This window comes from Pseudomonas nitroreducens (assembly GCF_024170165.1).
Lineage (GTDB): Bacteria > Pseudomonadota > Gammaproteobacteria > Pseudomonadales > Pseudomonadaceae > Pseudomonas > Pseudomonas nitroreducens_C.
Map to the genome: position 1 here is coordinate 51,287 of NZ_JALJXP010000001.1, position 24,509 is coordinate 75,795.

At 66.3% G+C, this 24,509-nt stretch carries 21 protein-coding genes; 8 read left to right on the forward strand and 13 right to left on the reverse strand.

From position 1 onward, the window contains the following. The first annotated feature begins 48 nt into the window (after positions 1–48). Positions 49–1,248: a formaldehyde dehydrogenase, glutathione-independent gene (gene fdhA / locus J2T47_RS00225; RefSeq protein ID WP_253441409.1), complete on the forward strand. Its 1,200-nt coding sequence runs from the start codon at positions 49–51 to the stop codon at positions 1,246–1,248. 191 nt (positions 1,249–1,439) lie between these two features. Here the strand turns inward: fdhA and J2T47_RS00230 are convergent, their stop codons facing one another. The 7 genes from J2T47_RS00230 to J2T47_RS00260 form a co-directional block, all read right to left on the reverse strand. Next, positions 1,440–1,832, reverse strand: a complete 393-nt coding sequence (locus J2T47_RS00230) for a lysozyme inhibitor LprI family protein (RefSeq protein WP_253441411.1) — start codon at positions 1,830–1,832, stop codon at positions 1,440–1,442. Between the two features lie 158 nt (positions 1,833–1,990). After that, positions 1,991–3,103 (reverse strand): class II histone deacetylase, encoded by a 1,113-nt coding sequence (locus J2T47_RS00235; protein ID WP_253441413.1) that lies wholly within the window; start codon positions 3,101–3,103, stop codon positions 1,991–1,993. Then, on the reverse strand, positions 3,100–4,491 hold the full coding sequence (locus J2T47_RS00240) for a purine-cytosine permease family protein (protein ID WP_054909650.1): 1,392 nt from the start codon (positions 4,489–4,491) through the stop codon (positions 3,100–3,102). Before J2T47_RS00240 ends, J2T47_RS00235 begins: the two co-directional genes overlap by 4 nt. Positions 4,492–4,557: 66 nt before the next feature. Next, positions 4,558–5,604: an ABC transporter substrate-binding protein gene (locus tag J2T47_RS00245; RefSeq protein WP_253441415.1), complete on the reverse strand. Its 1,047-nt coding sequence runs from the start codon at positions 5,602–5,604 to the stop codon at positions 4,558–4,560. Between the two features lie 224 nt (positions 5,605–5,828). Further along, on the reverse strand, positions 5,829–7,211 hold the full coding sequence (locus J2T47_RS00250) for an aspartate aminotransferase family protein (protein ID WP_253441418.1): 1,383 nt from the start codon (positions 7,209–7,211) through the stop codon (positions 5,829–5,831). Between the two features lie 172 nt (positions 7,212–7,383). Continuing rightward, on the reverse strand, positions 7,384–8,877 hold the full coding sequence (locus J2T47_RS00255; RefSeq protein WP_253441420.1) for an aldehyde dehydrogenase: 1,494 nt from the start codon (positions 8,875–8,877) through the stop codon (positions 7,384–7,386). Between the two features lie 195 nt (positions 8,878–9,072). Then, the gene (locus tag J2T47_RS00260; RefSeq protein WP_253441422.1) at positions 9,073–9,870 is read right to left on the reverse strand and encodes a carbon-nitrogen hydrolase family protein; all 798 of its coding nucleotides are present in this window, start codon (positions 9,868–9,870) and stop codon (positions 9,073–9,075) included. Positions 9,871–10,074: 204 nt separating this feature from the next. On the opposite strand from J2T47_RS00260, the gene J2T47_RS00265 reads away from it, so the two are divergent. The 4 genes from J2T47_RS00265 to J2T47_RS00280 all read left to right on the forward strand — a co-directional run bounded on the left by J2T47_RS00265 (position 10,075) and on the right by J2T47_RS00280 (position 14,112). After that, complete coding sequence (locus tag J2T47_RS00265; protein ID WP_184595080.1) at positions 10,075–10,983, forward strand: LysR substrate-binding domain-containing protein; 909 nt, start codon at positions 10,075–10,077, stop codon at positions 10,981–10,983. A 337-nt stretch (positions 10,984–11,320) separates the two neighbouring features. Further along, a complete protein-coding gene (locus J2T47_RS00270; protein WP_253441423.1) occupies positions 11,321–12,349 on the forward strand; it encodes a DUF5924 family protein in 1,029 nt (342 codons plus the stop codon). A gap of 78 nt (positions 12,350–12,427) precedes the next feature. Further along, positions 12,428–13,267 (forward strand): acyl-CoA thioesterase, encoded by an 840-nt coding sequence (locus J2T47_RS00275; protein WP_253441425.1) that lies wholly within the window; start codon positions 12,428–12,430, stop codon positions 13,265–13,267. Positions 13,268–13,287: 20 nt separating this feature from the next. Further along, a complete protein-coding gene (locus J2T47_RS00280; RefSeq protein WP_253441427.1) occupies positions 13,288–14,112 on the forward strand; it encodes a HEAT repeat domain-containing protein in 825 nt (274 codons plus the stop codon). A gap of 45 nt (positions 14,113–14,157) precedes the next feature. Here J2T47_RS00280 and J2T47_RS00285 read toward each other — a convergent pair whose 3' ends face one another. Continuing rightward, a complete protein-coding gene (locus tag J2T47_RS00285) occupies positions 14,158–14,499 on the reverse strand; it encodes a zinc ribbon domain-containing protein YjdM (protein WP_253441428.1) in 342 nt (113 codons plus the stop codon). A gap of 173 nt (positions 14,500–14,672) precedes the next feature. Between J2T47_RS00285 and J2T47_RS00290 the strand changes: the two genes are divergently transcribed. Together J2T47_RS00290 and J2T47_RS00295 are read left to right on the forward strand one after the other, a co-directional pair. Further along, a complete protein-coding gene (locus tag J2T47_RS00290) occupies positions 14,673–17,645 on the forward strand; it encodes an autotransporter outer membrane beta-barrel domain-containing protein (RefSeq protein ID WP_253441430.1) in 2,973 nt (990 codons plus the stop codon). Between the two features lie 190 nt (positions 17,646–17,835). Next, a complete protein-coding gene (locus J2T47_RS00295) occupies positions 17,836–18,069 on the forward strand; it encodes a hypothetical protein (RefSeq protein WP_253441433.1) in 234 nt (77 codons plus the stop codon). A gap of 51 nt (positions 18,070–18,120) precedes the next feature. Here J2T47_RS00295 and J2T47_RS00300 read toward each other — a convergent pair whose 3' ends face one another. The 3 genes from J2T47_RS00300 to J2T47_RS00310 all read right to left on the reverse strand — a co-directional run bounded on the left by J2T47_RS00300 (position 18,121) and on the right by J2T47_RS00310 (position 22,144). Continuing rightward, complete coding sequence (locus tag J2T47_RS00300) at positions 18,121–18,687, reverse strand: c-type cytochrome (RefSeq protein ID WP_367399493.1); 567 nt, start codon at positions 18,685–18,687, stop codon at positions 18,121–18,123. A gap of 215 nt (positions 18,688–18,902) precedes the next feature. Beyond that, positions 18,903–20,717: a sodium-extruding oxaloacetate decarboxylase subunit alpha gene (gene oadA, locus J2T47_RS00305; RefSeq protein ID WP_253441435.1), complete on the reverse strand. Its 1,815-nt coding sequence runs from the start codon at positions 20,715–20,717 to the stop codon at positions 18,903–18,905. A gap of 11 nt (positions 20,718–20,728) precedes the next feature. Beyond that, entirely contained in the window at positions 20,729–22,144 is a 1,416-nt protein-coding gene (locus J2T47_RS00310; protein WP_024766119.1) for an acetyl-CoA carboxylase biotin carboxylase subunit, read from the reverse strand. A gap of 241 nt (positions 22,145–22,385) precedes the next feature. Between J2T47_RS00310 and J2T47_RS00315 the strand changes: the two genes are divergently transcribed. Then, positions 22,386–23,321: a LysR family transcriptional regulator gene (locus J2T47_RS00315; protein WP_253441437.1), complete on the forward strand. Its 936-nt coding sequence runs from the start codon at positions 22,386–22,388 to the stop codon at positions 23,319–23,321. Here J2T47_RS00315 and J2T47_RS00320 read toward each other — a convergent pair. Continuing rightward, positions 23,275–23,490 (reverse strand): PA3496 family putative envelope integrity protein, encoded by a 216-nt coding sequence (locus J2T47_RS00320; protein WP_253441439.1) that lies wholly within the window; start codon positions 23,488–23,490, stop codon positions 23,275–23,277. The two genes, J2T47_RS00315 and J2T47_RS00320, sit on opposite strands and share 47 nt — an antisense overlap. 124 nt (positions 23,491–23,614) lie before the next feature. Next, positions 23,615–24,499, reverse strand: coding sequence for a transcriptional regulator HexR (hexR, locus tag J2T47_RS00325; RefSeq protein WP_138213612.1), 885 nt, complete (start codon positions 24,497–24,499; stop codon positions 23,615–23,617). Positions 24,500–24,509 lie beyond the last annotated feature (10 nt).

Below are 24,509 nucleotides of genomic sequence, written 5' to 3' on the forward strand. Positions count from 1 at the left end.
GAGCCGCAAGGCCCGCCTTTGTACCCACAAACACAATGAGGAATGCGTATGTCTGGCAATCGTGGTGTGGTTTATCTCGGCCCGGGCAAGGTCGAAGTTCAGAACATCCCCTATCCGAAGATGCAGGACCCGCTGGGCAAGCAGATCGACCACGGGGTGATCCTGCGCGTCGTTTCCACCAACATCTGCGGCTCCGACCAGCACATGGTCCGTGGCCGTACCACCGCGCCCGAAGGCCTGGTGCTGGGCCACGAGATCACCGGCGAGGTGGTGGAGATCGGCCGCGGTGTGGAAACCATGAAGATCGGCGACCTGGTCTCGGTGCCGTTCAACGTCGCCTGTGGCCACTGCCGCACCTGCAAGGAGCAGCACACCGGCGTCTGCCTGACGGTCAACCCGTCCCGCGCCGGCGGTGCCTACGGCTACGTCGACATGGGCGGCTGGGTCGGTGGCCAGGCCGAGTACGTGATGGTTCCCTACGCCGACTTCAACCTGCTGCGCCTGCCCAACCGCGACGCGGCGATGGAGAAGATCCGCGACCTGACCTGCCTCTCCGACATCCTCCCCACCGGCTACCACGGTGCGGTGACGGCCGGCGTCGGTCCGGGCAGCACCGTCTACATCGCCGGTGCCGGTCCGGTCGGCCTTGCCGCCGCCGCTTCGGCCCGCCTGCTGGGCGCTGCCGTGGTGATTGTCGGCGACGTCAACCCGACCCGCCTGGCCCACGCCAAGGCCCAGGGCTTCGAGATCGCCGACCTGTCCAAGGACACCCCGCTGCACGAGCAGATCGCCGATCTGCTGGGCGAGCCTGAGGTGGACTGCGCGGTCGACGCGGTGGGCTTCGAGGCCCGTGGCCACGGTCACTCGGGCTCGCAGCACGAGGCTCCGGCCACCGTGCTGAACTCGCTGATGGGTGTGGTGCGGGTGGCCGGCAAGATCGGCATCCCGGGCCTCTACGTCACCGAAGACCCGGGCGCGGTGGACGCGGCCGCCAAGCAGGGCTCGCTGAGCATCCGCTTCGGCCTGGGCTGGGCCAAGTCGCACAGCTTCCACACCGGCCAGACCCCGGTGATGAAGTACAACCGCCAGCTGATGCAGGCGATCATGTGGGACCGCATCAAGATCGCCGACGTCGTCGGGGTGGAGGTCATCACCCTGGACCAGGCACCGAAAGGCTACGGCGAGTTCGATGCCGGCGTACCGAAGAAATTCGTCATCGACCCGCACAGCCTGTTCAGCGCTGCCTGACGGCGCACCTGAACCCCCGGCCGCGACTCCACTTCCGCGGCCGTCTCTCCAGGGGAGCCGCAAGGCTCCCTTTTTTTGTCTGCATGTTGGTACTGCTTCACCTGTAGGAGCGAGCTTGCTCGCGAACCCGCACAAGTATGGAGTCGCCGGGTAATCCGTCCGCGAGCAAGCTCGCTCCTACGAAGTGCTAGTCACGGCTTGGGCGCAGGGCAGTTGAAGTCGCCTTCCTGGCAATCGGACAGCACCTGCAGTTCCTTGATGCGGTTATCGGTCATGGCCTTCAGGCAGTTGCTGTAGGCCATTGGATAGCCCGAGCCGCCCTTGGCGCCGGCCGTCTCGAACTGGCAGCTGAGATCGCGGTAGTTCAGCCAGGCCTTCTGCGCGGCGGTCAGGGCCTTCTTCTGCCCGGCATCCAGACGCTGGCGGTACTGCCCGTAGAGGTCGTTGAGACGCTTGTCGCTGGCCTTGTAGGCAGCGCCGGTGCAGGCATTGATCTCGGCCTGGGTCTGGGCGTCGGCACAGTCGTCGGCGTGAGCGAGGGAAGAGAAGGCCAGCAGGCCGAGGGGAAGGAGCAGGAACTTCATGGGGACGCTATCCGTTGTTTTGGATGGAGTCCCCACTCTAGCCGCTCTCGCAGGGTAACGGCGGATAACGCTTGGGGCGTTATGCGCCCTACGAGAATCCGCAACCTGAACGTAGGGCGAATAACCGCTTGCGGTTATCCGCCGTGAGGTCGCCAGACTCAGCCAAGCAGCTTCGCCGCCATCCGCTCCAGCGCCTGGCGCTGGAAGGCGCGGAAGTCCGCGTCGGGCTGCTGGCCTTCGAGCATCGGCAGAAAGGGGTCGACCACTGCGGTGCGTACGCCGGCCATTTCCTCGATCACCGCGTGACCGCAGAACGGCACGTAGGCTTCCGCGTAGCCGCCTTCGTGGACCACCACCAGGCGACCGTCGCACAGGCGCTCGGCAGCATCGCGCACAGCAGCGGTCATGAAGCGGAAGGTCTCGCTGTGGGCGAGCATGCGCGCCAGCGGGTCCACGCCGTTGGCGTCGAAGCCGCTGGCGACCACGATCAGTTCCGGCTGGAAGCGCTCCAGCGCCGGCACGATGATGGTTTCCATGGCCACGCGGTAAGCGTCGTCACCACTGCCCGGATAGAGCGGCACGTTGAGGTTGTAACCCTTGCCCGCGCCCTCGCCGATATCGCCCACCGCACCGGTGCCGGTCGGATAGCAGTCGGCCTGGTGGATCGACAGGGTCAGCACGTCGTCACGGCCGTAGAAGATCGCCTCGGTGCCGTTGCCGTGGTGCACGTCCCAGTCGAGCACTGCCACACGCTTGATACCGTGGCGCGCCTTGGCCGTCTCCACTGCCACAGCGATGTTCGCCAGGTAGCAGAAGCCCATGCCGCGATCCGGCAGGCAGTGATGGCCCGGCGGCCGAGACAGCGCGTAGGCGTTGTCCAGTTCACCGCGCAGCACCGCATCCACCGCGGCGATGGTCAGGCCGGCGGACTGCCGGGCGATGTCGTAGGTGCCGTGGCTGACCATGGTCTCTTCGCCCATGTCGCCGTGGCCGACTTCGCTGTAGGCCTTGAAGCGCTCCAGGTAGCTGGCCGGGTGTACCCGCAGCAGGTCTTCCTCGCTGGCCAGCGGCGCGCTGGACAGGTGCAGCTGAGCGCTCAGCCCGGAGACATCCATCAGGCTTTTCAGCCGGCGCTTGCTCTCCGGCGACTCGGCGTGGCCGGCGCCCACCGGCGGCTGCAACCAGCCACCGACGGGGAGGATCAGCGCATGCAGCCCGGTCGCGTGCCAGAAGCAGCGCTCGTCGAAGAAAAACCCGGTGCGGCGGCTCATGCGCGGGCCGCCTTCAGGGCGCGCTGGCGCTTGCGGCTGAACAGCCAGTAGACCGGCGAAACCACGCCCAGGCCGACCACCCAGGAGATGTCTGCGCCGTTCATGGCCTGCGCGGCAGCGCCAGTGTAGAGCGCGGTGGACATGAACGGAACCTGCACCAGGATGCCGAGGATGTAGCAGTTCACCGCGGTCCAGTTGAAGGTGCCGTAGATGCCGCCGTCACGGCGGAAGAACGACAGCACGTCGTACTCGCCATGGGCGATCAGGTAGTAGTCGACCAGGTTGATCGCGCTCCAGGGCACCAGCACGTAGAGCAGCAGCAGGATGAAGTTGGTGTAGTTGGCCATGAAGTTGTCCTGGCCGAGCAGGGCGATGGTCAGCGAGCCGCCGAACAGCGCCAGGGCGATCACCGCGCGCCAGCCGGCCTTGGCCGACCAGGCGGGAATCAGCGTCTGGCCGACGGTGATGGCCGAGAGGGTGCCGCAGTACAGGTTCATCGAGTTGGTGGCGGCGATGCCGATGGAGAACACCGCGACCATGATGGCGCTGAAGCCGCCGGTCATCTCGATCAGGCCGGCAATGACGTCGCCCTCGCCCACCGACAGGCCGACCAGCACGCCCAGCAGCATGGGCAGGATCGAACCCAGGCAGCAGCCCCAGTAGCTCGACCAGAATGCGGTGCGCGAACCGGTGCCCTGCGGCATGTAGCGCGAGTAGTCGGAGACGTAGGGTGCGTAGGCCAGCTGCCACAGGGCGGCGATGGACAGCGCGCCGAGGAAGCCGGGGATGTTGTTCTCGTTGCGCTGCAGCAGGTCCGCCGGCAGGCCGTGGACGAACACCAGCCAGACGAAGCTGACCAGCAGCACCGCGCCGGACAGCCAGGACATCACGCGGGTGTAGCCGTGGATCAGGCGGTAGCCGAACACCGTGGCGATCACGCTGATCGCGCCCACCAGCAGGATGCCGGTGTTGGTGCCGATCACCTCGAAGCGCGCATGCAGCGCCTGGCCGCCGAGGACCAGGTTGGAGGCAAAGAAGCCCAGGTACATGATCACCACCAGGGCGACCACCAGGAGGGAACCGAAGGAGCCGAACTGGCCGCGGGTCTGCACCATCTGCGGTACGCCCAGCTGCGGGCCCTGGGCCGAGTGCAGGGCCATGAACACGCCTCCCACCAGGTTACCGAGTACCAGCGCCAGCACGGCGGCGAAGAACGGCAGCTTGAACACGGTGACCGCCAGGGCGCCGGTGACCACGGTCAGCAGCATGATGTTGCTGCCGAACCAGATGGTGAAGAGGTCGCGGGCGCGGCCGTGTCGTTCGTGTGCGGCGATGGGCTGGATGGTGCTCAGCTCCAGGGTCGTCGCCTGGTTTTGCGTCGTTGTCATTGTGATTCTCACGCGTCGTTGGCAAGGCAGGCCCGGCGCGGGCGCCGGGCTTGGATCAGGAAAGGATCAGCGGGCGGCCCAGGCGTTGAAGCGCTGCTCGAGCTCTTCGCCGTGGTCGACCCAGAAGGCCGCGTCCACCGAGCGGGCGCCTTCGAGGTTGGCCGGCGCGGTGGGCAGCGCGTCGCGCACGTCCGCCGGCAGCAGGTCCAGCGTGCCCTTGTGCACCGGGCCGTAGGGGATGTTCTCGGAGAAGGTCTTCTGGGTTTGCGGCTGGCTGGCGAAGGCGATGAATTTCTCGGCCAGCGCCTTGTTCGGCGTGCCTTTCACCACGGCCCAGTATTCCGGGTCATACAGGCTGCCGGGCCAGACGATGCCCAGCTTCACGCCTTCCTTCTGCGCGGCGGCGATGCGGCCGTTGTAGGCGGCGCTCATCACCACGTCGCCGGCGGCCAGCCACTGCGGCGGCTGCGCGCCGGCTTCCCACCACTGGATGTTGCCCTTGAGCTGGTCGAGCTTGGCGAAGGCGCGGTCGACGCCTTCCTGGGTGCCGAGCACCTTGTAGAGATCTTCCTGTTTCACGCCGTCGGCCAGCAGGGCGATTTCCAGGGTGTACTTGGCGCCCTTGCGCAGGCCGCGCTTGCCCGGGTATTCGGCGGTGTTCCAGAAGTCGGCCCAGGATTGCGGGGCCTTGGCGACCTTGGCGCCGTTATAGGCCATGACCATGGACCAGACGTAGGTGGCCACGCCGCACTCGCTGAGGGTGCCGGGGACGAAGTTCTTTTCGTCGCCGATGGCTGCCGGGTCGATGCGCTCGAACAGGCCTTCCTCGCAGCCGCGCAGCAGCTCGGGGCTTTCCACCTCGACCACGTCCCAGGTGACCTTGCCGACATCGACCATGGCCTTCACCTTGGCCATCTCGCCGTTGTACTCGCCGGCGACGATCTTGCCGGCGCCGCTGGCCTCGAAGGGCTTGAAGTAGGCCTGCTCCTGGGCCGCCTTGGTGGCGCCGCCGAAGGAGATGACGGTGATGCTTTGGGACTGCGCCTGGACACTGCCGACAGCGGCAGCTAGGGCACAGGTGATGGAGACACGCGTGAGCAAGGACACTTTCATGGAACGACTCCCACAGCCGGATTGGCGTTGTTGTGTTGCTGGGCAGTACTCCCGGCCAGAAGCCGGACAAAAGGGTTCCATCGCGCGGGCGTCTTCGCGCTCGCGGCGTTGTTATCAGGTGTTCGTGGAGCCGTAGGGCGCATAACCCGGAACGGGTTATCCGCCGGTCAATCCACGGCGGATAACGCTGGCGCGTTATGCGCCCTACAGGTGGCTCCGGCGGCTTACAGCACGCCGATTTCCTGGGCCGTGCGGTCGACCGCGCGGCGGGTCTTGTCGACCAGCTCGTCGATCTCGGCACGGCCGGCGACCAGCGCCGGGGCCATGATCATGCGGCCGAGGGTGGAACGGATGATCACGCCCTCCTCGAAGCCGATGGTGCGGCAGCGCCAGGCGATGTCGTTCTCGTTGTCGAAGCGCTTGCGGGTGGCCTTGTCCTGGACGAACTGCAGCGCGGCGACGAAGCCGGTGCCCTGGATATCGCCCACCAGCGGGTGGTTGCCGAAGACCTCGCGCAGGCACTGCTGCAGGTACGGGCCGGTGTCGTTCTTCACCGCATTCACCCAGCCCTCGTCACGCAGCGCGCGCAGGTTGGCCACGGCTACCGCTGCCGCCACCGGGTGGCCGGAGTAGGTCAGGCCGTGGGCGAACACACCGCCCTCTTCCACCAGCGCCTGGGCGATGCGCTTGCTCAGCACCAGGCCGCCCATGGGGATGTAGCCGCTGGTCAGGCCCTTGGCGATGGATAGGGTGTCAGGCTGGAAGCCGAAGTGCTGGTGGGCGAACCATTCGCCAGTGCGGCCGAAGCCGCCGATCACTTCGTCGGCGCACAGCAGCACGTCGTACTGACGGCAGATGCGCTGGATTTCCGGCCAGTAGCTTTCCGGCGGGAAGATCATGCCGCCGGCGCCCTGGAAGGGTTCGGCGATGAAGCCGGCGACGTTGTCGGCGCCCAGCTCGAGGATCTTCTCTTCCAGCTGCAGCGCGCAGCGACGGCCGAACTCGGCCGGGGTCAGGTCACCGCCGGCGGCGAAGAAGTAGGGTTCGTCGATGTGCGCGATGTCCGGGATCAGGCCGCCCATCTCGTGCATGAACTTCATGCCGCCCAGCGCGGTGGCCGCCAGGGTGGAGCCGTGGTAGCCGTTCCAGCGGCCGATCATGATCTTCTTCTGCGGCTTGCCTTCGATCTGCCAGAAACGGCGCACGGTACGGATCAGCACCTCGTTGGCCTCGGAGCCGGAGTTGGTGTAGATCGCGTGGCTGTAGTGGTCGGGCAGCAGGCTGAAGAGGGTCTCGGAGAGTTCGATCACCGCCGGGTGGGTGGTGTGGAAGAACATGTTGTAGTACGGCAGTTCGTCCAGCTGGGCGGTGGCGGCGGCGGTCAGATCCTTGCGGCCGTAGCCCAGGTTGGTGCACCACAGGCCGGACATGCCGTCGATGTACTTGTTGCCGTCGTTGTCCCAGAGGTGCAGGCCTTCGCCGCGCACCATCACGCGCGGGCCTTCGGCGTTCAGCGCCTTCTGGTCGAGGAAGGCATGGATGTGGTGGGCCGCGTCCGCTTTCTGGTATTCGCGGGTGTCGCGGGGCGCACGGGTGTTGTCGGTCATCGACTTTCTCCTCTATCCCTCGGCGGTGCTCCGGCAGCCGGCCTGAGGGGTCTTCAGGGGATCGAGGGCGACGGACTTACCTAGGCAGTCTCACCGGCCGTCTCGAACGGTTCGGTTAGGAATTCGGGTGTTGCTCAGGCGCCGGGCGCGACCCCGGCGGCCTGTCTTTCATTCAGTCGCGCAGCTGGAACCAGGTGGTCTTGAGCTGCGTGTACTTGTCAAAGGAGTGCAGCGAGAGGTCGCGGCCGAAGCCGGACTGCTTGCCACCACCGAACGGAATCGCCGGGTCCAGCGCGTCCACGGTGTTCACCGACACGGTGCCGGCGTTCAGCTTGCGCGCTACACGGTGGGCGCGGTGCAGGTCGTCGCTCCACAGGGAAGCGGCGAGGCCGTAGATGCTGTCGTTGGCCAGGCGCACGGCTTCTTCTTCGCTGTCGAAGGGGATGACTGCAAGCACCGGGCCGAACACTTCGTCGCGGGCCAGGGATTGCTCCGGGCGCACGCCGGTGAAGATGGTCGGCTCGATGAAGTTGTCCGAGCCGTTGAAGCTCAGCTGGCGGCCGCCGCAGGCGAGCTTGGCGCCGTCGCCCTGGGCGCGGTCGATGCAGGCCATGATGCCGGCGGTCTGCTTGTTGTCGACGATGGAGCCGGCGCGGCTGGCCGGGTCCAGCGGGTCGCCCGGGGTCCAGTCGCGGGCCTTGGCGATCAGGCGTTCGACGAACTCGTCGTGGATCGAACGCTCCACCAGCAGGCGCGAGTTGGCCGAGCAGACTTCGCCCTGGTTGAAGAAGATGCCGAAGGCGGCCTTCTCGGCGGCGAGGTCGAGGTCGCGGCAGTCGGCGAACACCAGGTTCGGACTCTTGCCGCCGCACTCCAGCCAGACCTGCTTGAGGTTGGATTGCGCGGAATACTGCATGAAGTACTTGCCGACCTGGGTCGAACCGGTGAACACCAGGGCATCCACGTCCGGGTGCAGGCCCAGCGCCTTGCCGGCGGTTTCGCCCAGGCCCGGCACGACATTCAGCACGCCTTCGGGGATGCCGGCTTCCAGCGCCAGCTCGGCCAGGCGCAGGGCGGAGAACGGCGACTGCTCGGCGGGCTTGAGCACCACGGAGTTGCCGGCGGCCAGCGCGGGCGCCAGCTTCCAGGCAGCCATGTCGAGGGGGAAGTTCCACGGCACCACGGCGCCGATCACGCCCAGCGGCGCGCGGGTGATGGTGGCCAGGGCGTTCTGCGCGGTCGGCGCGACCTGGTCGTAGAGCTTGTCGAGGCTTTCGGCGTACCAGGAGAACACGCCAGCGGCGCCGGGCACGTCGATGTTCCAGGCGTCCATCACCGGCTTGCCCATGTTCAGGGTGTCGAGCAGGGCCAGCTCGTCGCGGTGGGCCATCATCAGCTCGGCGAGTTTCTGCAGCACGGCCTTGCGCTCACGCGGCGCCATGCGTGCCCAGGGGCCGGTCTCGAAGGCCTGGCGGGCGACCCGCACGGCGGCGTCGACTTCGGCTGCACCACAGGCGGCGACATTGGCCAGCAGGCGATTGGTCGCCGGGTCGATGGCCGCGAAGGTCGCGCCATCCTGCGCCGCCACGCGGCGGCCGCCGATCAGCGCGCTGTCGATGAAGGTCTGCCGGGCAGCACGCTGCCGCCAATCGTTGAGCTCGTACACCAGGGCACTCCTGCTTCGCTCGCCCTCGAGGGACGTTGTTGTTCGAATGTGGATTGGATGGTCGCCCAAGGCCTTGCCAAGGAAAATTATTAAATTTGTCTTCGGGGTATATGAAAAAGCTGGGCAGCCACGCACCGGCCCGGAGCATTGCGCACCACCACGGTGCGCGTCTGCGCACCGCTGCAGGGCCCGTATTCAGCGGGTCAGCGCCTCGTAAAGCTCGGGGCGACGGCACGGCAGGTAGGGGAAAGTGCCGGCCTGGCGGGCGCGCTGCTGCGGGTCCAGATCGACGATCAGCAGGCTCTCCGCGGGCCCGGCGGCAACCAGGCGCTCGCCATCCGGCGCGACGATGCAGGAACCGCCGAGGAAGGCCAGCCCGTCCTCCACGCCACAGTGGTTGCAGTAGGCGACGAACAGCTGGTTCTCCACCGCCCGAGCCGGGACTATCACCCCAGGCACCGCGCCGTACTCGGGCGTCAGCGCGGTGGGAATGAGGACCAGCCCGGCGCCGTTCAGCGCGTGGGTGCGCACCGCCTCGGGATACTCCACGTCGAAGCAGATCAGCAGGCCGATGCGCCAGCCGGCATAGTCGAACGGCGCTTCCAGCAGGTCGCCGGCGCTGAACACCTCGCGCTCCATGGCACCGAACAGGTGCGCCTTGCGGTAGTGGCCCAGGGCGCTGCCGCACGGGCCGATCACCTGCACCGAGTTGTACGGCTTGCCGCCCTGCGGATGGCGCTCGGCGTAGCCGTAGGCGATGGCCAGCCCGAAGCGCTGCGCCAGCTCGCCGATGTGCTGGGCAGACGGGCCGTCCGCGGCTTCGGCCAGCGCGTTCATCCGTTGCGGCACGTTGTAGCCGCCCAGCCAAAGTTCCGGGCAAAGCAGCAGTTGCGCGCCGGCAGCGGCGGCGGCCCCGGCCTGGCGCTCCAGCTGGTCGAGGTTGCCGGCGACATCGCCGGGGCGGCCGCAGGTTTGCCAAAGGGCCATGCGCATGAGCTTTACTCCAGGCTGCGTGTACGGGATTTGCAGGGCGTTTTCACCCGCTGCGCTGGAGTATGCCCGCGCCCGGAGGGTCGCAGCAGGCGGCCAAGGCCATGAAAAATGTGGTCCCCGGCGAGGAAAATCTTCGCCATGGGCCGCCCCCGCCGGCCAGCCCGACGCGGTATCTTGTATAAAAAAGCATCAACGAGGCGTGCAGTGGCTTCCTATACCTTGCGGCAATTGAAGTATTTCGTGACCACCGTGGAATGCGGCAGCGTGGCCGAGGCGTCGCGCAAGCTGTACATCGCGCAGCCGTCCATTTCCACGGCGATCAAGGGGCTGGAAGAGAGCTTCGGCGTGCAGCTGTTCATCCGCCACCACGCCCAGGGCGTGTCGCTCACCCCCAGCGGCGCGCGCTTCTACCGCAAGGCGCAGGAACTGCTGCGCATGGCCCACGAATTCGAGCAGAACGCCCTCGCCGACAACGACGTGGTGGCCGGGCAGATCGACATCGGTTGCTTCGAGACCGTCGCCCCGCTCTACCTGCCGCGCCTGATCTCGGGCTTCCGCGAGCGTTACCCCGGCGTGGAAATCCGCATCAGCGACGGCGAGCAGCAGGAACTGGTGCAGGGCCTGACCGGCGGCCGCTTCGACCTGGCACTGCTCTACGAGCACGACCTCGACGCCACCATCGCCACCGACCCGCTGATGCCGGCCCAGCGCCCCTATGCGCTGCTGCCGGAGAACCACCGCTTCGCCAAGCAGGACAAGGTCTCCCTGCGCGACCTGGTGCTGGAACCGATGATTCTGCTGGACGTGCAGCCCAGCCGCACCTACTTCGTGCGCATCTTCGAGGAACTGGGGCTGAACCCGCACATCGCCTTCAGCTCGCCGTCGATCGAGATGGTGCGCGGCATGGTCGGCCAGGGCTTCGGCTTCTCGGTGCTGGTGACCCGCCCGCACTCCGAATGCACCTACGACGGCAAGAAGGTAGTGATGGTGAACATCGCCGAGGACGTCAGCGCCTCCGGCCTGGTCGCCGCCTGGCTCAAGCGCGCCCAGCTGACCAAGCCGGCGCAGCTGTTCGTCGACTATGCGCGGGAGGAGTTGAGCGGGAAGCACTGAGGCTGCTTTTCGCTTTTCGCTTTTCGCTTTTCGCTTTTCGCTTTTCGCTTTTCGCTTTTCGTAGGAGCGAGCTTGCTCGCGAACAAGCTTCGGCGCGGTGTTCTCCCTCTCCCTCTCCCTGAAGGGAGAGGGGACTGTTCGGCGTACGCTGAAAGATCAGCGCTCGCCGGCTGACTCCAGAATTACTTGATGCAGAGTACGGCTCCCTCTCCCTTCAGGGAGAGGGCTGGGGAGAGGGTCCATGCCCAAGCACCCAACCCCCTCCCGTCACTCCCCGTGCCCCGCGCCGACATCCGGGGTTACAATCTCGCCCCCAATTCGCAATGCCTCCCCACCCATGCTCATCTGGAAAGAGCGCGTGCAGCGCCTCATCACCCTCGTCCTCGGCCTGCTGCAACGCTACCCGCGCGTCATCGCCCTGTTCGGCTTCTGCTCCGGCGTCTTCAGTTTCATCATGGTGGACCGCCACCGCGCCGGCTTCGCCCGCGCCATGGCCATCGTCATGCTGGTCAGCTGGATCTGGCTGATGCTGGAGAACCTGCTCACCGACCGCTTCAAACGCCGTTTCGGCTGGGAAGTGCCACCGGGCCTGCTGCGCTACGCGACCCAGCTGATCCACCAGGAAAGCCTGTTCTTCTGCCTGCCGTTCTTCTTCGTCACCACTACCTGGAACAGCGGCCAGGCCCTGTTCACCGGCGTGCTGGCGCTGGCCGGGCTGGCGGCGATCACCGACCCGGTCTACTACAAGTGGCTGTCGGTGCGGCGCTGGACCTTCCTCGGCTACCACACCCTGACGCTGTTCGCGGTGCTGCTCACCGCGCTGCCGATCATCCTCCACCTGAGCACCCCGCAGAGCTACCAGGCGGCGCTGGGCATCGCCGTGCTGCTGTCCTTCCCGAGCCTGGCGGTGACGGTGAAGATCCACAAATGGTGGCGCTGGTTCGCCCTCGTCGGCCTGACCCTGTCCATCGGCGCAGTGGGCTGGTTCGCTCGCGCCTGGGTGCCGCCGTCGACCCTGTGGATGACCGAGATGGCGGTGACCGAGAGCTTCGACAACGCCCAGCGCACCCCCGGCGACAGCCTGGAGACGGTCAGCGTCGCGCAGATCAAGAGTCAGGGCCTCTACGCCTACACCGCGATCAACGCTCCGCGCGGGCTGAACGAGCGCATCTACCACGCCTGGCGGCTGAACGGCCAGGAAGTCGACCGCATCGCCCTCGACATCAAGGGCGGCCGCGAAGCCGGCTACCGCGCCTGGACGCACAAGCAGAACTTCCCCACCGACCCCAGCGGCGACTGGCAGGTGCAGGTGCTCACGGAAGCCGGGCAAGTCATCGGTACGCTCCGGTTCGAGGTCACGCCCTGACCGCTCGGTATCCTTGACCCGACTCGGCGCTTTCCCCTACAAGACCCTCTCCCCAGAACAAAAAGCGCCGAGAGAGTCATGACTGATACCGCCCTGCATCCGTTCGACCGCGCCGTGGCCCTGCAACCCGTGGCCGGCCAGCCCAACCTCTACGAAGGCCACACCAGCCAGGACTACTGGAACATGGTCGGCCCCTTCGGCGGCGTCACCGCCGCGGTCCTGCTGCAGGGCGCGCTGCGCCATCCGCAGCTGCTCGGCAGCCCGGTGTCGCTGACGGTGAACTACGCCGCGGCGGTCGTCGCCGGCGCCTTCCAGGTCGAAGCCGTGCCGGTGCGCACCAACCGCAGCACCCAGCACTGGCTGCTGCAACTGACCCAGGCCGATGAAGCCGGCGAGCAGCAGGTCACCACCACCGCCACCCTGGTTACCGCGCTGCGTCGCGAGACCTGGAGCCTGACCGACCTCCCCGCGCCGGACCTCGCCCCGCCCAGCGATTTCGAACCGATGAGCCCCGCCGCCAAGGGCGTGGCCTGGCCCAGGCAGTACGAGATGCGCCCGGTCTCCGGCGCCTTCCCCACCCAATGGGACGGCAGCGGCGAGACCAGCCGCAGCCAGCTCTGGCTGCGCGACGCCCAGGACCGCCCGCTGGACTTCCTGTCCCTGGCGGCGATGAGCGACATCTTCTACCCGCGCATCTGGCTGCGCCGCGCCACCCCGGTGCCGGCCGGCACCGTGTCGATCACCACCTACTTCCACACCGACGCCGCGCAGATGGCCGAAGTCGGCGCGGGCTACCTGCTGGGCGACGCCCGCGCCCAGGAATTCCGCAACGGCTTCTTCGACCAGAGCGCCCAGCTGTGGAGCCAGTCCGGCGCGCTGCTGGCGACCAGCAATCAGGTGGTTTACTACAAGGAGTAATCGCCGAGATGGCATCAGGGATGATCACTGTGCCAAGACACCAGAACCTGACTAGCAAGAGCCTGGTTGGTATGGCGCTACAGCAACGGGACAGCACGTCTTCCTGGGACGCTATCTTTGCTCTTCGCTTTCGTCCCGAAGAGGAAACTGTCCGACGCTGCCAGCGCCTATTCGCCTCGAAGAACTGGCGCAAGCGGGCCTTGGCAGTGAATGTAATCTGCCAGCTGCAATTTCCGGATCATCGGGAGTATGCGCAGGACATCGCCCGCGAGCTGATCCAGGCCGCTCTCGCTGATCCACACAGTGGGGTTGTCGCTGCCGCAGCATTCGCCGCAGGTCATCGCGAATGTCCGAAGTGCCTGAGCCGGCTGATCGAACTGGCATCCGATCCTGATTGTGAGCTGCGCTTTGCAGCGACATTCGGGCTGGGGAAGAATCAGGACGTCAAAGCCATACCGACCATGCTGGCGCTGGCGAAGGATGCAGACGACGACGTCCGCAATTGGGCGATGTTCGGCCTGGGCTCACTGTGGGATCTGGATACCCCGGAAGTGCGCGAAGCGCTCTGGCTCGGCTACTCAGACCAAGTCGACGAAATACGTGGGGAAGCCCTCGCCGGTCTGGCAAAGCGCCGGGACATACGTGTGCTGGAACTTTTGCCCTCGGCACTGGAGGCAAACCTGTACTGGAATGTCGAACTGGTGGAAATGCTGTCCGAGCCGGAGTACCAGCCCGAGTTGCAGAAGCTCGCGGACAGATCGTCTGCGGCCAACGCTGACTACCGAGAGTCCCTGCAGATGCTGCTCGAAGAGGTCGCTGATTGGGGGCGAAGGAAACAAAGATGAAAAAGCCCGGCACATGGCCGGGCTTTTTGTTAGCGCTGAGAAGGCTCAGACCTTCTTCACGAACTCCGACTTCAGCTTCATCGCGCCGATGCCGTCGATCTTGCAGTCGATGTCGTGGTCGCCGTCCACCAGGCGGATGTTCTTCACCTTGGTGCCGACCTTCACCACCAGGGACGAGCCCTTGACCTTGAGGTCCTTGATCACGCTGACGGTGTCGCCGTCCTGCAGCAGGTTGCCGACCGCGTCCTTGATCACGCGGGCATCGCCGTCGGCCTCGCCCGAGCCGTCAGCGGACCACTCGTGGGCGCACTCGGGGCAGACCAGCTGGGTGCCGTCCTCGTAGGTGTATTCGGAGTTGCATTGGGGGCAGGGCGGCAGCTGGCTCACGGCGATTCTCACAATGAAAGCGGTAAAAAGACCGCAGAGTATATAAGGTTTCTCCCTTTCCTGCCCGGCGACCCCGTTGGCAAAGAGCGGCAATGCGCCAGCACCGTTACAGAACATTCATAATCCATCGCTATAAAAGGCGGCCTCTTCGATAAGAAAAAGGACGCCACGCCATGCTGCACAAGCCCTCCCCGCTCGCGCTGAGCATCGCCCTGGTGCTGGCGAGCCTCGCCGCTGAAACCGCCGCTGCCGTTCCGGTGTCGCCCATCATCAGCGACGCGCAGACTGGCAGCCGGACCCTGGCCAACCAGGACACCCTGACCGTTACCAGCACCGGCAGCCTGGTCACCAGCGGCAAGAGCGTGGACCTCAAGGGCGCAGCCACCGGCACCGGCGTGGTCATCGACAACAGCGGCCTGATGCAGTCCACCACCGGCCGTGTGTTCGACACTTCCGGCAGCGACAGCACCACGCGCTTCTACCAGATCATCAACCGCGAAGGCGGGCGCATCCTCGGCTACGACGACGCCATCCGCATGAACAACCCGTTCAGCGCCGGCAACGTGCTGGTCGACAACGCCGGCAGCATCTATTCGGCCACCGGCCAGGCGCTGGACTTCGACAAGCTGCAGAGCGCCGCGACCGTCACCCTCATCAACCGCGCCAGCGGCGTCATCCACAGCGATGGCAACGACGGCATTCGTCCCGGCGGCAATGCGACGATCACCAACTACGGCGAGATCAGCAGCTCGGACATGATCACCGCCGACACCAAGAACGACGGCATCGACTTCCAGGGCGCTTCGGGCGGCTACGTGGAAAACCACGGCCTGATCAGCGGCGGCCGCCACGGCATCACCACCGATGTCGGCGCCACCCTGATCAACTACGCCGATGGCGTGATCATCGGCCGCAACGGCTCGGGCTTCGGCTCCGATGGCGACGGCACGGTGATCAACTACGGTCGCATCAGCGGCGCCTACAACGGCCTGGTGGAGAACGGCGACGGCGATGGCGTGGACATCGACTACACCGGCCACATCGAGAACCACGGCATCATCGAAGGCCTCGGCGCTGCCGGCGAGAAAGACGGCTCGCCCAACGGCAGCGAAGGCATCGCCATGGGTGGCGGCACCATCATCAACTACGCCGGCGCGGTGATCCGCAGCGTCGACCGCGGCATCCTGGTCGACGACGGCAACGGCAACAGCGGCTTCAGCTCCACCTACCTGGAGAACCACGGCACTATTTCCGGCGAGAAGCTCTCCGGCGTGACTCTGTCCGGCGACCTCGACGACACCGTGATCAACGACGGTCTGATCCACGGCGGCAACGGCGTGGCCCTGGAAATGGGCGGCGGCAACGACAGCCTGCTACTGCTCTCCGGCAGCCGCTTCGAAGGCCTGGTGGACGGCGGCAGCGGCCGCGATAGCGTGACCCTCGACGATGCCGCTGGCGGCAGCTTCGGCAACAGCGCCAACTTCGAATGGCTGGACGTGAAACAGGGCAGTTGGACACTCTCCAGCACCGACGATTTCAGCGAAGGCGGTGAAGTCTTCAGCGGCGCCAGCCTGAACAACACCGGCAGCCTGCTCGGCACCCTGCAGATTGACCAGGGCGCGACCTACTCGGGCAGCGGCAGCGTTGGCGGGCTGAACGTCGCCGGCACCCTCATTGCCTCGCCGGCTAGCGGCGCCGCCCATGTGGCTGGCGACCTGAACCTGCAGAGCGGCTCGACCCTGGTCTTCGGCGTGGAGCCCAGCGGCGCCCACGCCACTGTGCAGGTGGACGGCAGCACCAGCATCGCTGGCTCGCACCTGGCGGTGCAGGCCGGCAGCGGCAACTGGCCGTGGCAGAGCAGCGTGCAGGTGATCAGCTCCACCGGCGGTGTCAGCGGCCAGTTCGCCGACGTGAAGAGCAACTTCGCCTTCCTCACCCCGACCCTGAGCTACAGCGCCAACAGCGTCGACCTGCAACTGACCCGCAACGACGTGCAGTTCGGCGACCTGGCCAGCAGCGGCAACGGCCGCAACGCCGCCTCCGCCCTGCAGAGCCAGAACGGCGGCGCGCTGTACAACGCGCTGATCACCAGCGACGCGGGCAACGCCACGGCGGCCCTGGAGCAACTGGCCGGCGCCAGCAACGCCAGCCTCGCGGCGGCGACCATCGCCGGCAGCCAGCAGGTCGGCAGCGCCATGCTCAATGCGGTGCGCCAGCTGGGCAGCAGCAGCCTGCTGGCCGCCACCGAGCGCAGCGATACACCGATGCTCGCCGCCACCGGCGTGCCCAGCGAAGCGCGCAACCTGAACGACCCGAACGCCACCGGCCGCCTGTGGATTCAGGGTATCGGCAGCCACGGCAAGCTCGACGAGCACGACGGCAGTGGCGACCTGCAACAGAACACCGGCGGCACCCTGCTCGGCGCCGACTGGGCAATAACCCCGGACTGGCGCCTGGGCGTGCTCGGCGGCTACTCGCACACCGACCTGGACGGCAGCGGTGGCGTCTCCGGCGACATCGACAGCTGGCACCTGGGCGCCTACGCACTGCACCAGAGCGGCCCGCTGGCCGTGCGCCTGGGCGCGGCCTACAGCAGCCACGACGGCGAGAGCAAACGCCGGGTCGAGTTCGACGGCTTCAGTGATCGTCCGAAGGGCGACTACGACGCCGACAGCTGGCAGGCCTTCGCCGAGACCGGCTACGCCATGGGCAGCGGTCGCCTGAGCGCCGAACCCTACGCACGCCTGGACTACCAGCGCTACGAGCGCGATTCCTACGACGAGAAAGGCGGCGCCGCCGCGCTGCACGTCGACTCCCAGGACCAGGACAACCTGAGCAGCACCCTCGGCCTGCGCATCGCACGCCTCGACACCCTGAGCAACGGCATGAGCTTCACCCCGCGCCTGGGCCTGGGCTGGCGCCACACCTTCGGCGACATCGACAGCGAGACCCGCCAGTCCTTCATCGCCGGCGGCGACGCCTTCAGCGTCCAGGGCACCGCGCTGGACCGCAACAGCCTGCTGCTGGATGTCGGTTTCGATGTCGGCGTGTCGGCGCGCAACACCATCGGCCTGGGCTACAGCGGGCAGATGGGCAGCAACGCGCAGAACCACGCGCTGATCGCCCAGTGGCAAATGGCGTTCTGATCCGGAGCGAACGCTGAAAAAGCCCGGCATCCGCCGGGCTTTTTCATTGGCGGAGGTTAAGACGAGAAATTCGGAAATTTCCCGCCCCGTCTCGGAGATCGACACATGGCCTCATCGGGCGCCGACAGCAAAGCTTGCTGCCCCGGTCAGCGACCGGCATCCGCCCCAACCTTTTAGAGTGAGCACTCCCATGAAAAAGCTTTGCCTCCTGATCGCCGCCTGTGCCGTTCTCGCTGCCTGCGACAAGCAAGAAGAGCAAGCCTCGAAGACTGCCGTCCCCGCAGCGGCCACCCAGCAGGACGCCAAGCCTGCGGTTCAGCCGGATGCCAAGCCGGTGGAACAGGCTGCCCCGGCCGAACAAGCCGCTGCTCCGGCCCAGCCGGCCGCCGAAGCAGCCACTCCGGCCGACGACAAGCAGCAGTAAGCATCCGCCACCCGGCAAAGCAGCCAGCCGCCTCCGGGCGGCTGGCTGCTTTCAGGGCTGCAGCTGACTGAGGTAGGCGGTCAGTGAGGTGATGTCGTCATCATTGAGCAGTGCCGCCACCGCCAGCATCGGCGAGTCCGCGCGGCTCGGGTCCTTGTCGCGGTAACGTTGCAGGGCGTGGGTCAGGTAGACCTGCGGCTGTCCGGCGATGCGCGGAAAGCCGTCGTGCCCCATGGCGTTCTCGCCGTGGCAGGTCACGCAGACGGTGGCGAAGCGCTGCGCGCCCTGCTCCACCAGCACTTTGTCCGGTGCCGTTTCCGCCCGTGGCAGGACCTTCTGCTGGCTGAAGTAGTAGGCGATGTTGACCCGCTCGTTGAGGGTCAACAGCTTGGCCGCCTGGTTCATCACGAAGTCGGTACGCTGGCCGTCGACGTATTTCTCGAAGGCGTCGAAGAGGTACTGCGGGTTCTGCCCGGCCAGGTTGGGGATATAGTCGCGCTTGCTGTTGCCATCCTTGCCGTGGCACTTGCTGCACAGCAGGATGCGCTCCTGCGCGGCGGCATAGGCCTGCTCGCGCTTGGCCGGGTCCTGCTCCAGCGCGGCGAGCCGATCCATCATCTCCGATGCCTGCGCACTGGCGCACAACAGCATCCACAACAGAACGACTCTTCCCATCGCCATACCCTGGTCAGTTTTCCCAGCGTCGACGCTAGTGGGTTTCTGAAGGAAGTTTCCGACGCAGATCAAGCAAAGCGGCAAATCCTGCGGACAAAAAAAGGGGGAGCATCGTGCTCCCCCGTGGGACTGAACCTTAAAGACCCGTCTGTCCTTGGTCAGCCTTCAATTTCAACCAGGATCTCACCGGGGTTGACCCGGTCGCCCTTGGCTACGTGGATGGCTTTCACGGTGCCGGCGATGCCCGCCTGCACTTCGGTCTCCATCTTCATCGCTTCGGTGATCAGCACGGCCTGGCCGGCCTTCACGCTGTCGCCTTCCTTGACCAGCACATCGACGATGTTGCCCGGCATGGTGGTGCTGACGTGGCCCGGCTCGCTGGCCTGCTTGCGCTTGTTGCCGCCGCCGCCGATGAACTCGTTGAGCGGCTCGAACACCACTTCTTCGGGCATGCCATCCACCGACAGGTAGAAGTGGCGCTTGCCGTCGGTCTTCACGCCGACGCCGGTGATGTCCACGCGGTAGCTTTCGCCGTGCACGTCGACCACGAACTCGGTCGGTACGCCCTCACCGCCGGCAGCGGCGACGCCCTTGCCGTTGGGGATCGGCAGCAGCTCTTCGGGCTTCAGGGTGCCGGCGGCACGCTCTTCGAGGAACTTGCGGCCGATGTCCGGGAACATGGCGAAGGTCAGCACGTCTTCTTCGGACTTGGCCAGGCTGCCGATCTCTTCGCGCAGCTTGTTCAGCTCCGGCTTGAGCAGGTCGGCCGGGCGCACGTCGATGACTTCCTCGTTGCCGATGGCCTGGCGGCGCAGCGCTTCGTTGATCTTGCCCGGCGCCTTGCCGTAGCGGCCCTGCAGGTAGAGCTTCACCTCGTTGGTGATGGTCTTGTAGCGCTCGCCGGCCAGCACGTTGAAGAACGCCTGGGTGCCGACGATCTGCGAGGTCGGGGTGACCAGGGGCGGGAAGCCGAGGTCTTCACGCACCTTGGGGATTTCCGCGAGCACTTCGGCCATGCGGTTCAGCGCGCCCTGCTCCTTGAGCTGGTTGGCCAGGTTGGAAATCATCCCGCCCGGTACCTGGTTGACCTGCACGCGGGTATCCACGCCGGTGAACTCGCTCTCGAACTGGTGGTACTTCTTGCGCACGGCGTGGAAGTACATGCCGATTTCCTGGATCAGCTCCAGGTCCAGGCCGGTGTCGAACGGGGTGTCGCGCAGGGCGGCAACCATGGATTCGGTGCCCGGGTGGCTGGTGCCCCAGGCCATGCTGGAGATGGCGGTGTCGATGCGGTCGGCGCCGTTTTCCACAGCTTTCAGCTGGCACATGCTGGCGACGCCGGCGGTGTCGTGGGAGTGCACCACCACGTCCAGCGGCAGCGCATCCTTCAGCGCCTTGACCAGCTCGCCGGTGGCGTAGGGGGTCAGCAGGCCGGCCATGTCCTTGATGGCGATCGAGTCCACGCCCATGTCGGCCATGGCTCTGCCCTGGGCGACGAAGGCGTCGATGGTGTGCACCGGGCTGGTGGTGTAGGCGATGGTGCCCTGGGCGTGCTTGCCGGCGGCCTTCACCGCTTCGATGGAGACGCGCAGGTTACGCACGTCGTTCATCGCGTCGAAGATGCGGAACACGTCGATGCCGTTGACCGCCGCCTTGGCGACGAAGGCACGGACCACGTCATCGCTGTAGTGGCGGTAGCCGAGCAGGTTCTGCCCGCGCAGGAGCATCTGCAGGCGGGTGTTGGGCAGCGCGGCCTTGAGCTTGCGCAGGCGCTCCCACGGGTCTTCCTTGAGGAAGCGCACGCAGGCGTCGAAGGTGGCGCCGCCCCAGACTTCCAGCGACCAGTAGCCGACCTGGTCGAGCTTGTCGCAGATCGGCAGCATGTCTTCGGTGCGCATCCGGGTCGCCAGCAGCGACTGGTGAGCGTCGCGCAGGATGGTATCGGTGACGGTGACTTTCTTGGAAACGGTCATGAACGAATTCCTCACAGGCCAGCGTGGGCGGCAATGGCGGTAGCGATGGCGATGGCCAGGTGCGACGGGGTGCGCTTGATGGAGTACTGGGTCAGTTCCGGGTGGCTTTCGACGAAGCTGGTGTTGAACTGGCCGTTACGGAATTCCGGGTTCTTGAGGATTTCCTGGTAGTAGGCGGCGGTGGTCTTCACGCCCTGCACGCGCATGTCGTCCAGCGCGCGCAGGCCACGGTCCAGCGCCTCTTCCCAGGTCAGCGCCCAGACCACCAGCTTCAGGCACATCGAGTCGTAGTACGGCGGGATGGTGTAGCCGGTGTAGATCGCCGTGTCGGTGCGCACGCCGGGGCCGCCGGGGGCGTAGTAGCGTGTGATCTTGCCGAAGGACGGCAGGAAGTTGTTCTTCGGGTCTTCGGCGTTGATCCGGAACTGCAGCGCGAAGCCACGGTGGATGATGTCTTCCTGCTTGACCGAGAGCGGCAGGCCGGACGCCACGCGGATCTGCTCGCGGACGATGTCGATGCCGGTGATTTCCTCGGTGATGGTGTGTTCCACCTGCACGCGGGTATTCATCTCCATGAAGTACACCTCGCCATCGGCGAGCAGGAACTCCACGGTGCCGGCGTTCTCGTAGCCCACGGCCTTGGCCGCGCGCACGGAGAGGTCACCGATGTAGGCGCGCTGCTCGGGGGTGAGCTGCGGGCTGGGGGCGATCTCGATGAGTTTCTGGTTGCGGCGCTGGATCGAGCAGTCGCGCTCGAACAGGTGCACGGTGTTGCCGAAGGAGTCGGCGAGAATCTGCGCTTCGATGTGCTTGGGGTTGACGATGCACTTCTCGAGGAAGACTTCCGCGCTGCCGAAGGCCTTGGTGGCCTCGGAGATCACCCGCGGGAAGTTCTGCTCCAGCTCTTCGCGGCTGTTGCAGCGACGGATGCCGCGGCCGCCACCGCCGGAAGTGGCCTTGAGCATCACCGGGTAGCCGATGCGCTCGGCTTCGGACAGCGCTTCGGCCAGGTCGGCGACGTTGCCCTCGGTGCCGGGGGTGCAGGGCACGCCGGCGGCGATCATGCTGCGGCGCGCTTCGGTCTTGTCGCCCATGCGGCGGATGACTTCCGCCGACGGGCCGATGAACTTGATCCCGCGCTCGGCGCAGATATCGGCCAGCTCGGCGTTCTCGGAGAGGAAGCCGTAGCCCGGGTGGAGAGCGTCGCAGCCGGTTTCCACGGCCAGGTTCACCAGGGCGCGGGGGTTCAGGTAACCCGCCAGCGGATCGGCGCCCAGGCTGTGGGCTTCGTCGGCGCGCTTGACGTGCAGGGCGTGACGGTCGGCATCGGAATAGACGGCCACCGAACGGATGCCCATCTCGGCGCAGGCGCGCACGATCCGGACAGCGATCTCCCCACGGTTGGCGATCAGGATTTTCTTGATCACTGCGGCTTTCCCTCGGCCCGGGCCTTTTGGACCCCGGCGTAAAAACCCATCGGCAGCGCCGCTGACGGCAGCTGGCTTCTCTTGTGGCTATTGCTGGGCCGGAGCGGGTTCCGGCGTGTTTTTACCCTAGCGCGGGAGGGAGGATTAACCAAAATCAATAATTATTGGGGTAGCCATAAAGAATGCTTTATAGTTGAGCGGAAATGTCGCGATCAGGCCGTGTTCTATGCGTAAGTCATTGATGCGTATGACCCTTCGCCAACTGCAGGTTTTCCGTGCGGTGTGCGAAAGCCGTTCCTACAGCCGCGCCGCGGAGGAAATGGCCCTCACCCAGCCGGCCGTCAGCCTGCAGATCCGCCAGCTGGAAGAACTGGTCGGCCAGCCCCTGTTCGAGTACATCGGCAAGAAGCTCTACCAGACCGATGCCGCCGACGCCCTGCTGCGCGCCACCACCGACATCTTCCAGCGCCTGGAAGTGCTGGACATGAACCTCTCCGACCTCAAGGGCTCGCTGCAGGGCCAGCTGCGCCTGGCGGTGGAATCCAGCGCCAAGTACATCACCCCGCACCTGTTCGCCGCCTTCCACGCGCAGCACCCGGACGTCAGCCTGAACCTCACGGTGGTCAACCGCGCCCAGGTGATCAAGCGCCTGTCGGACAACCGCGACGACCTGGTGATCATGTCCCTGGTGCCTCAGGACATGGCGCTGGAATTCCTGCCCTTCCTGAACAACCCGATTGTCGCCGTGGCACCGCCGGACCACCCGCTGTGCAACGCCGCGAAGCTGTCGCTGAAGGACCTGGAGCCCTACCCACTGCTGATCCGCGAGCCCGGCTCGGGCACGCGCAAGGCCTGCGAGGAACATTTCCAGCAGAAGCGCGCGCACTTCCCGCAGACGCTGGAGTTCGCCTCGCTGGAAGGGTCACGCGAAGGGGTGCTGGCGGGACTGGGACTGGCGCTGCTGCCGCGCCACGCGGTGAGCCGCGAATTGCAGTCAGGGCTGCTGCACGAACTGCCGGTGGAAGAGCTGCCGCTCTACCGCAGCTGGTGTCTGGTACACGCCCGCGGCAAGCGCCTGAGCCCGGTGGCCCAGGCGTTCGTCGCCTTCATCCGTGAAGAGCGGGCGCTGATCAGCCAGCTGGCCGAGCGCTTCGCCGGCCCTGCTTCGCCGAAGTGAGGTAGGCGGCGGCGATCAGATCGGGGTAATCGGAGGTTTCGAGGGCGAGGCGCTGGGCCTCCACGCGGTCCTCGATGGCGCGACGGAACTGCATGCGGCGCTGGTCTTCGAGCTTGCGGCGGGTCTTGCTATCCACTTGGAGCTGGGTGTCGTCGATATGGCGGGGCATCTCGCATCTCCCAAGGCCTAAGGGCTGGAGACGCCAGCATGCTGACGACGGATGACCGTTTGACGACGTGGTGGTGAAGCGCCGGTGACGCCGACGGGCGGTCGGCGGCACCGTCAGGGACGGGTCAGGACGCCTCTTCCGGGCGCTCCTCGTGGTTCTTCACCACCTTCGGCGACAGGCGCAGGCTGCGCAGGCTGCGCTTCACGCTCTTGAGGTGATTCACCAGGTCCGGGCCACGGGCCATGGCCACGCCCATCGCCAGTACGTCGATCACCACCAGGTGGGCGATACGCGAGGTCAGCGGGGTGTAGATATCGGTGTCTTCGTGCACGTCCACCGCCAGGTTCACCGTAGCCAGGTCCGCCAGCGGGGTCTGGCTGGGGCACAGGGTGATCAGCGTGGCGCCGGCCTCGCGCACCAGGTTGGCGGTCACCAGCAGGTCCTTGGAGCGGCCGGACTGGGAGATGCAGATCGCCACGTCCGAGGGCTTCAGGGTCACCGCCGACATGGCCTGCATGTGCGGGTCGGAGTAGGCCGCCGCCGACAGCAGCAGGCGGAAGAACTTGTGCTGGGCGTCCGCCGCCACCGCGCCGGAGGCGCCGAAGCCGTAGAACTCGACGCGCTGGGCATGGGCGATGGCCGCGATGGCGCGCTCCAGGGCGTGGGTGTCGAGGTTCTCGCGCACTTCCATCAGCGAGTGCAGGGTGGTGTCGAAGATCTTCAGGCTGAAGTCCGCCACCGAGTCGCTCTCGTTGATCGAGAACTGGCCGAAGCTGGCGCCGGCGGCCAGGCTCTGCGCCAGCTTCAGCTTGAGGTCCTGGAAGCCGCTGCAACCGATGGCGCGGCAGAAGCGCACGATGGTCGGCTCGCTGACGCCCACGCTATGGGCGAGGTCGGCCATGGAGCTGTGCATGACCGATGCAGGGTCCTGCATCACGTGATCGGCAACCTTGAGCTCCGACTTGCGGAGCAGATGACGCGACTGGGCAATGTGCTGCAAAAGGTTCACAGGGATAGGC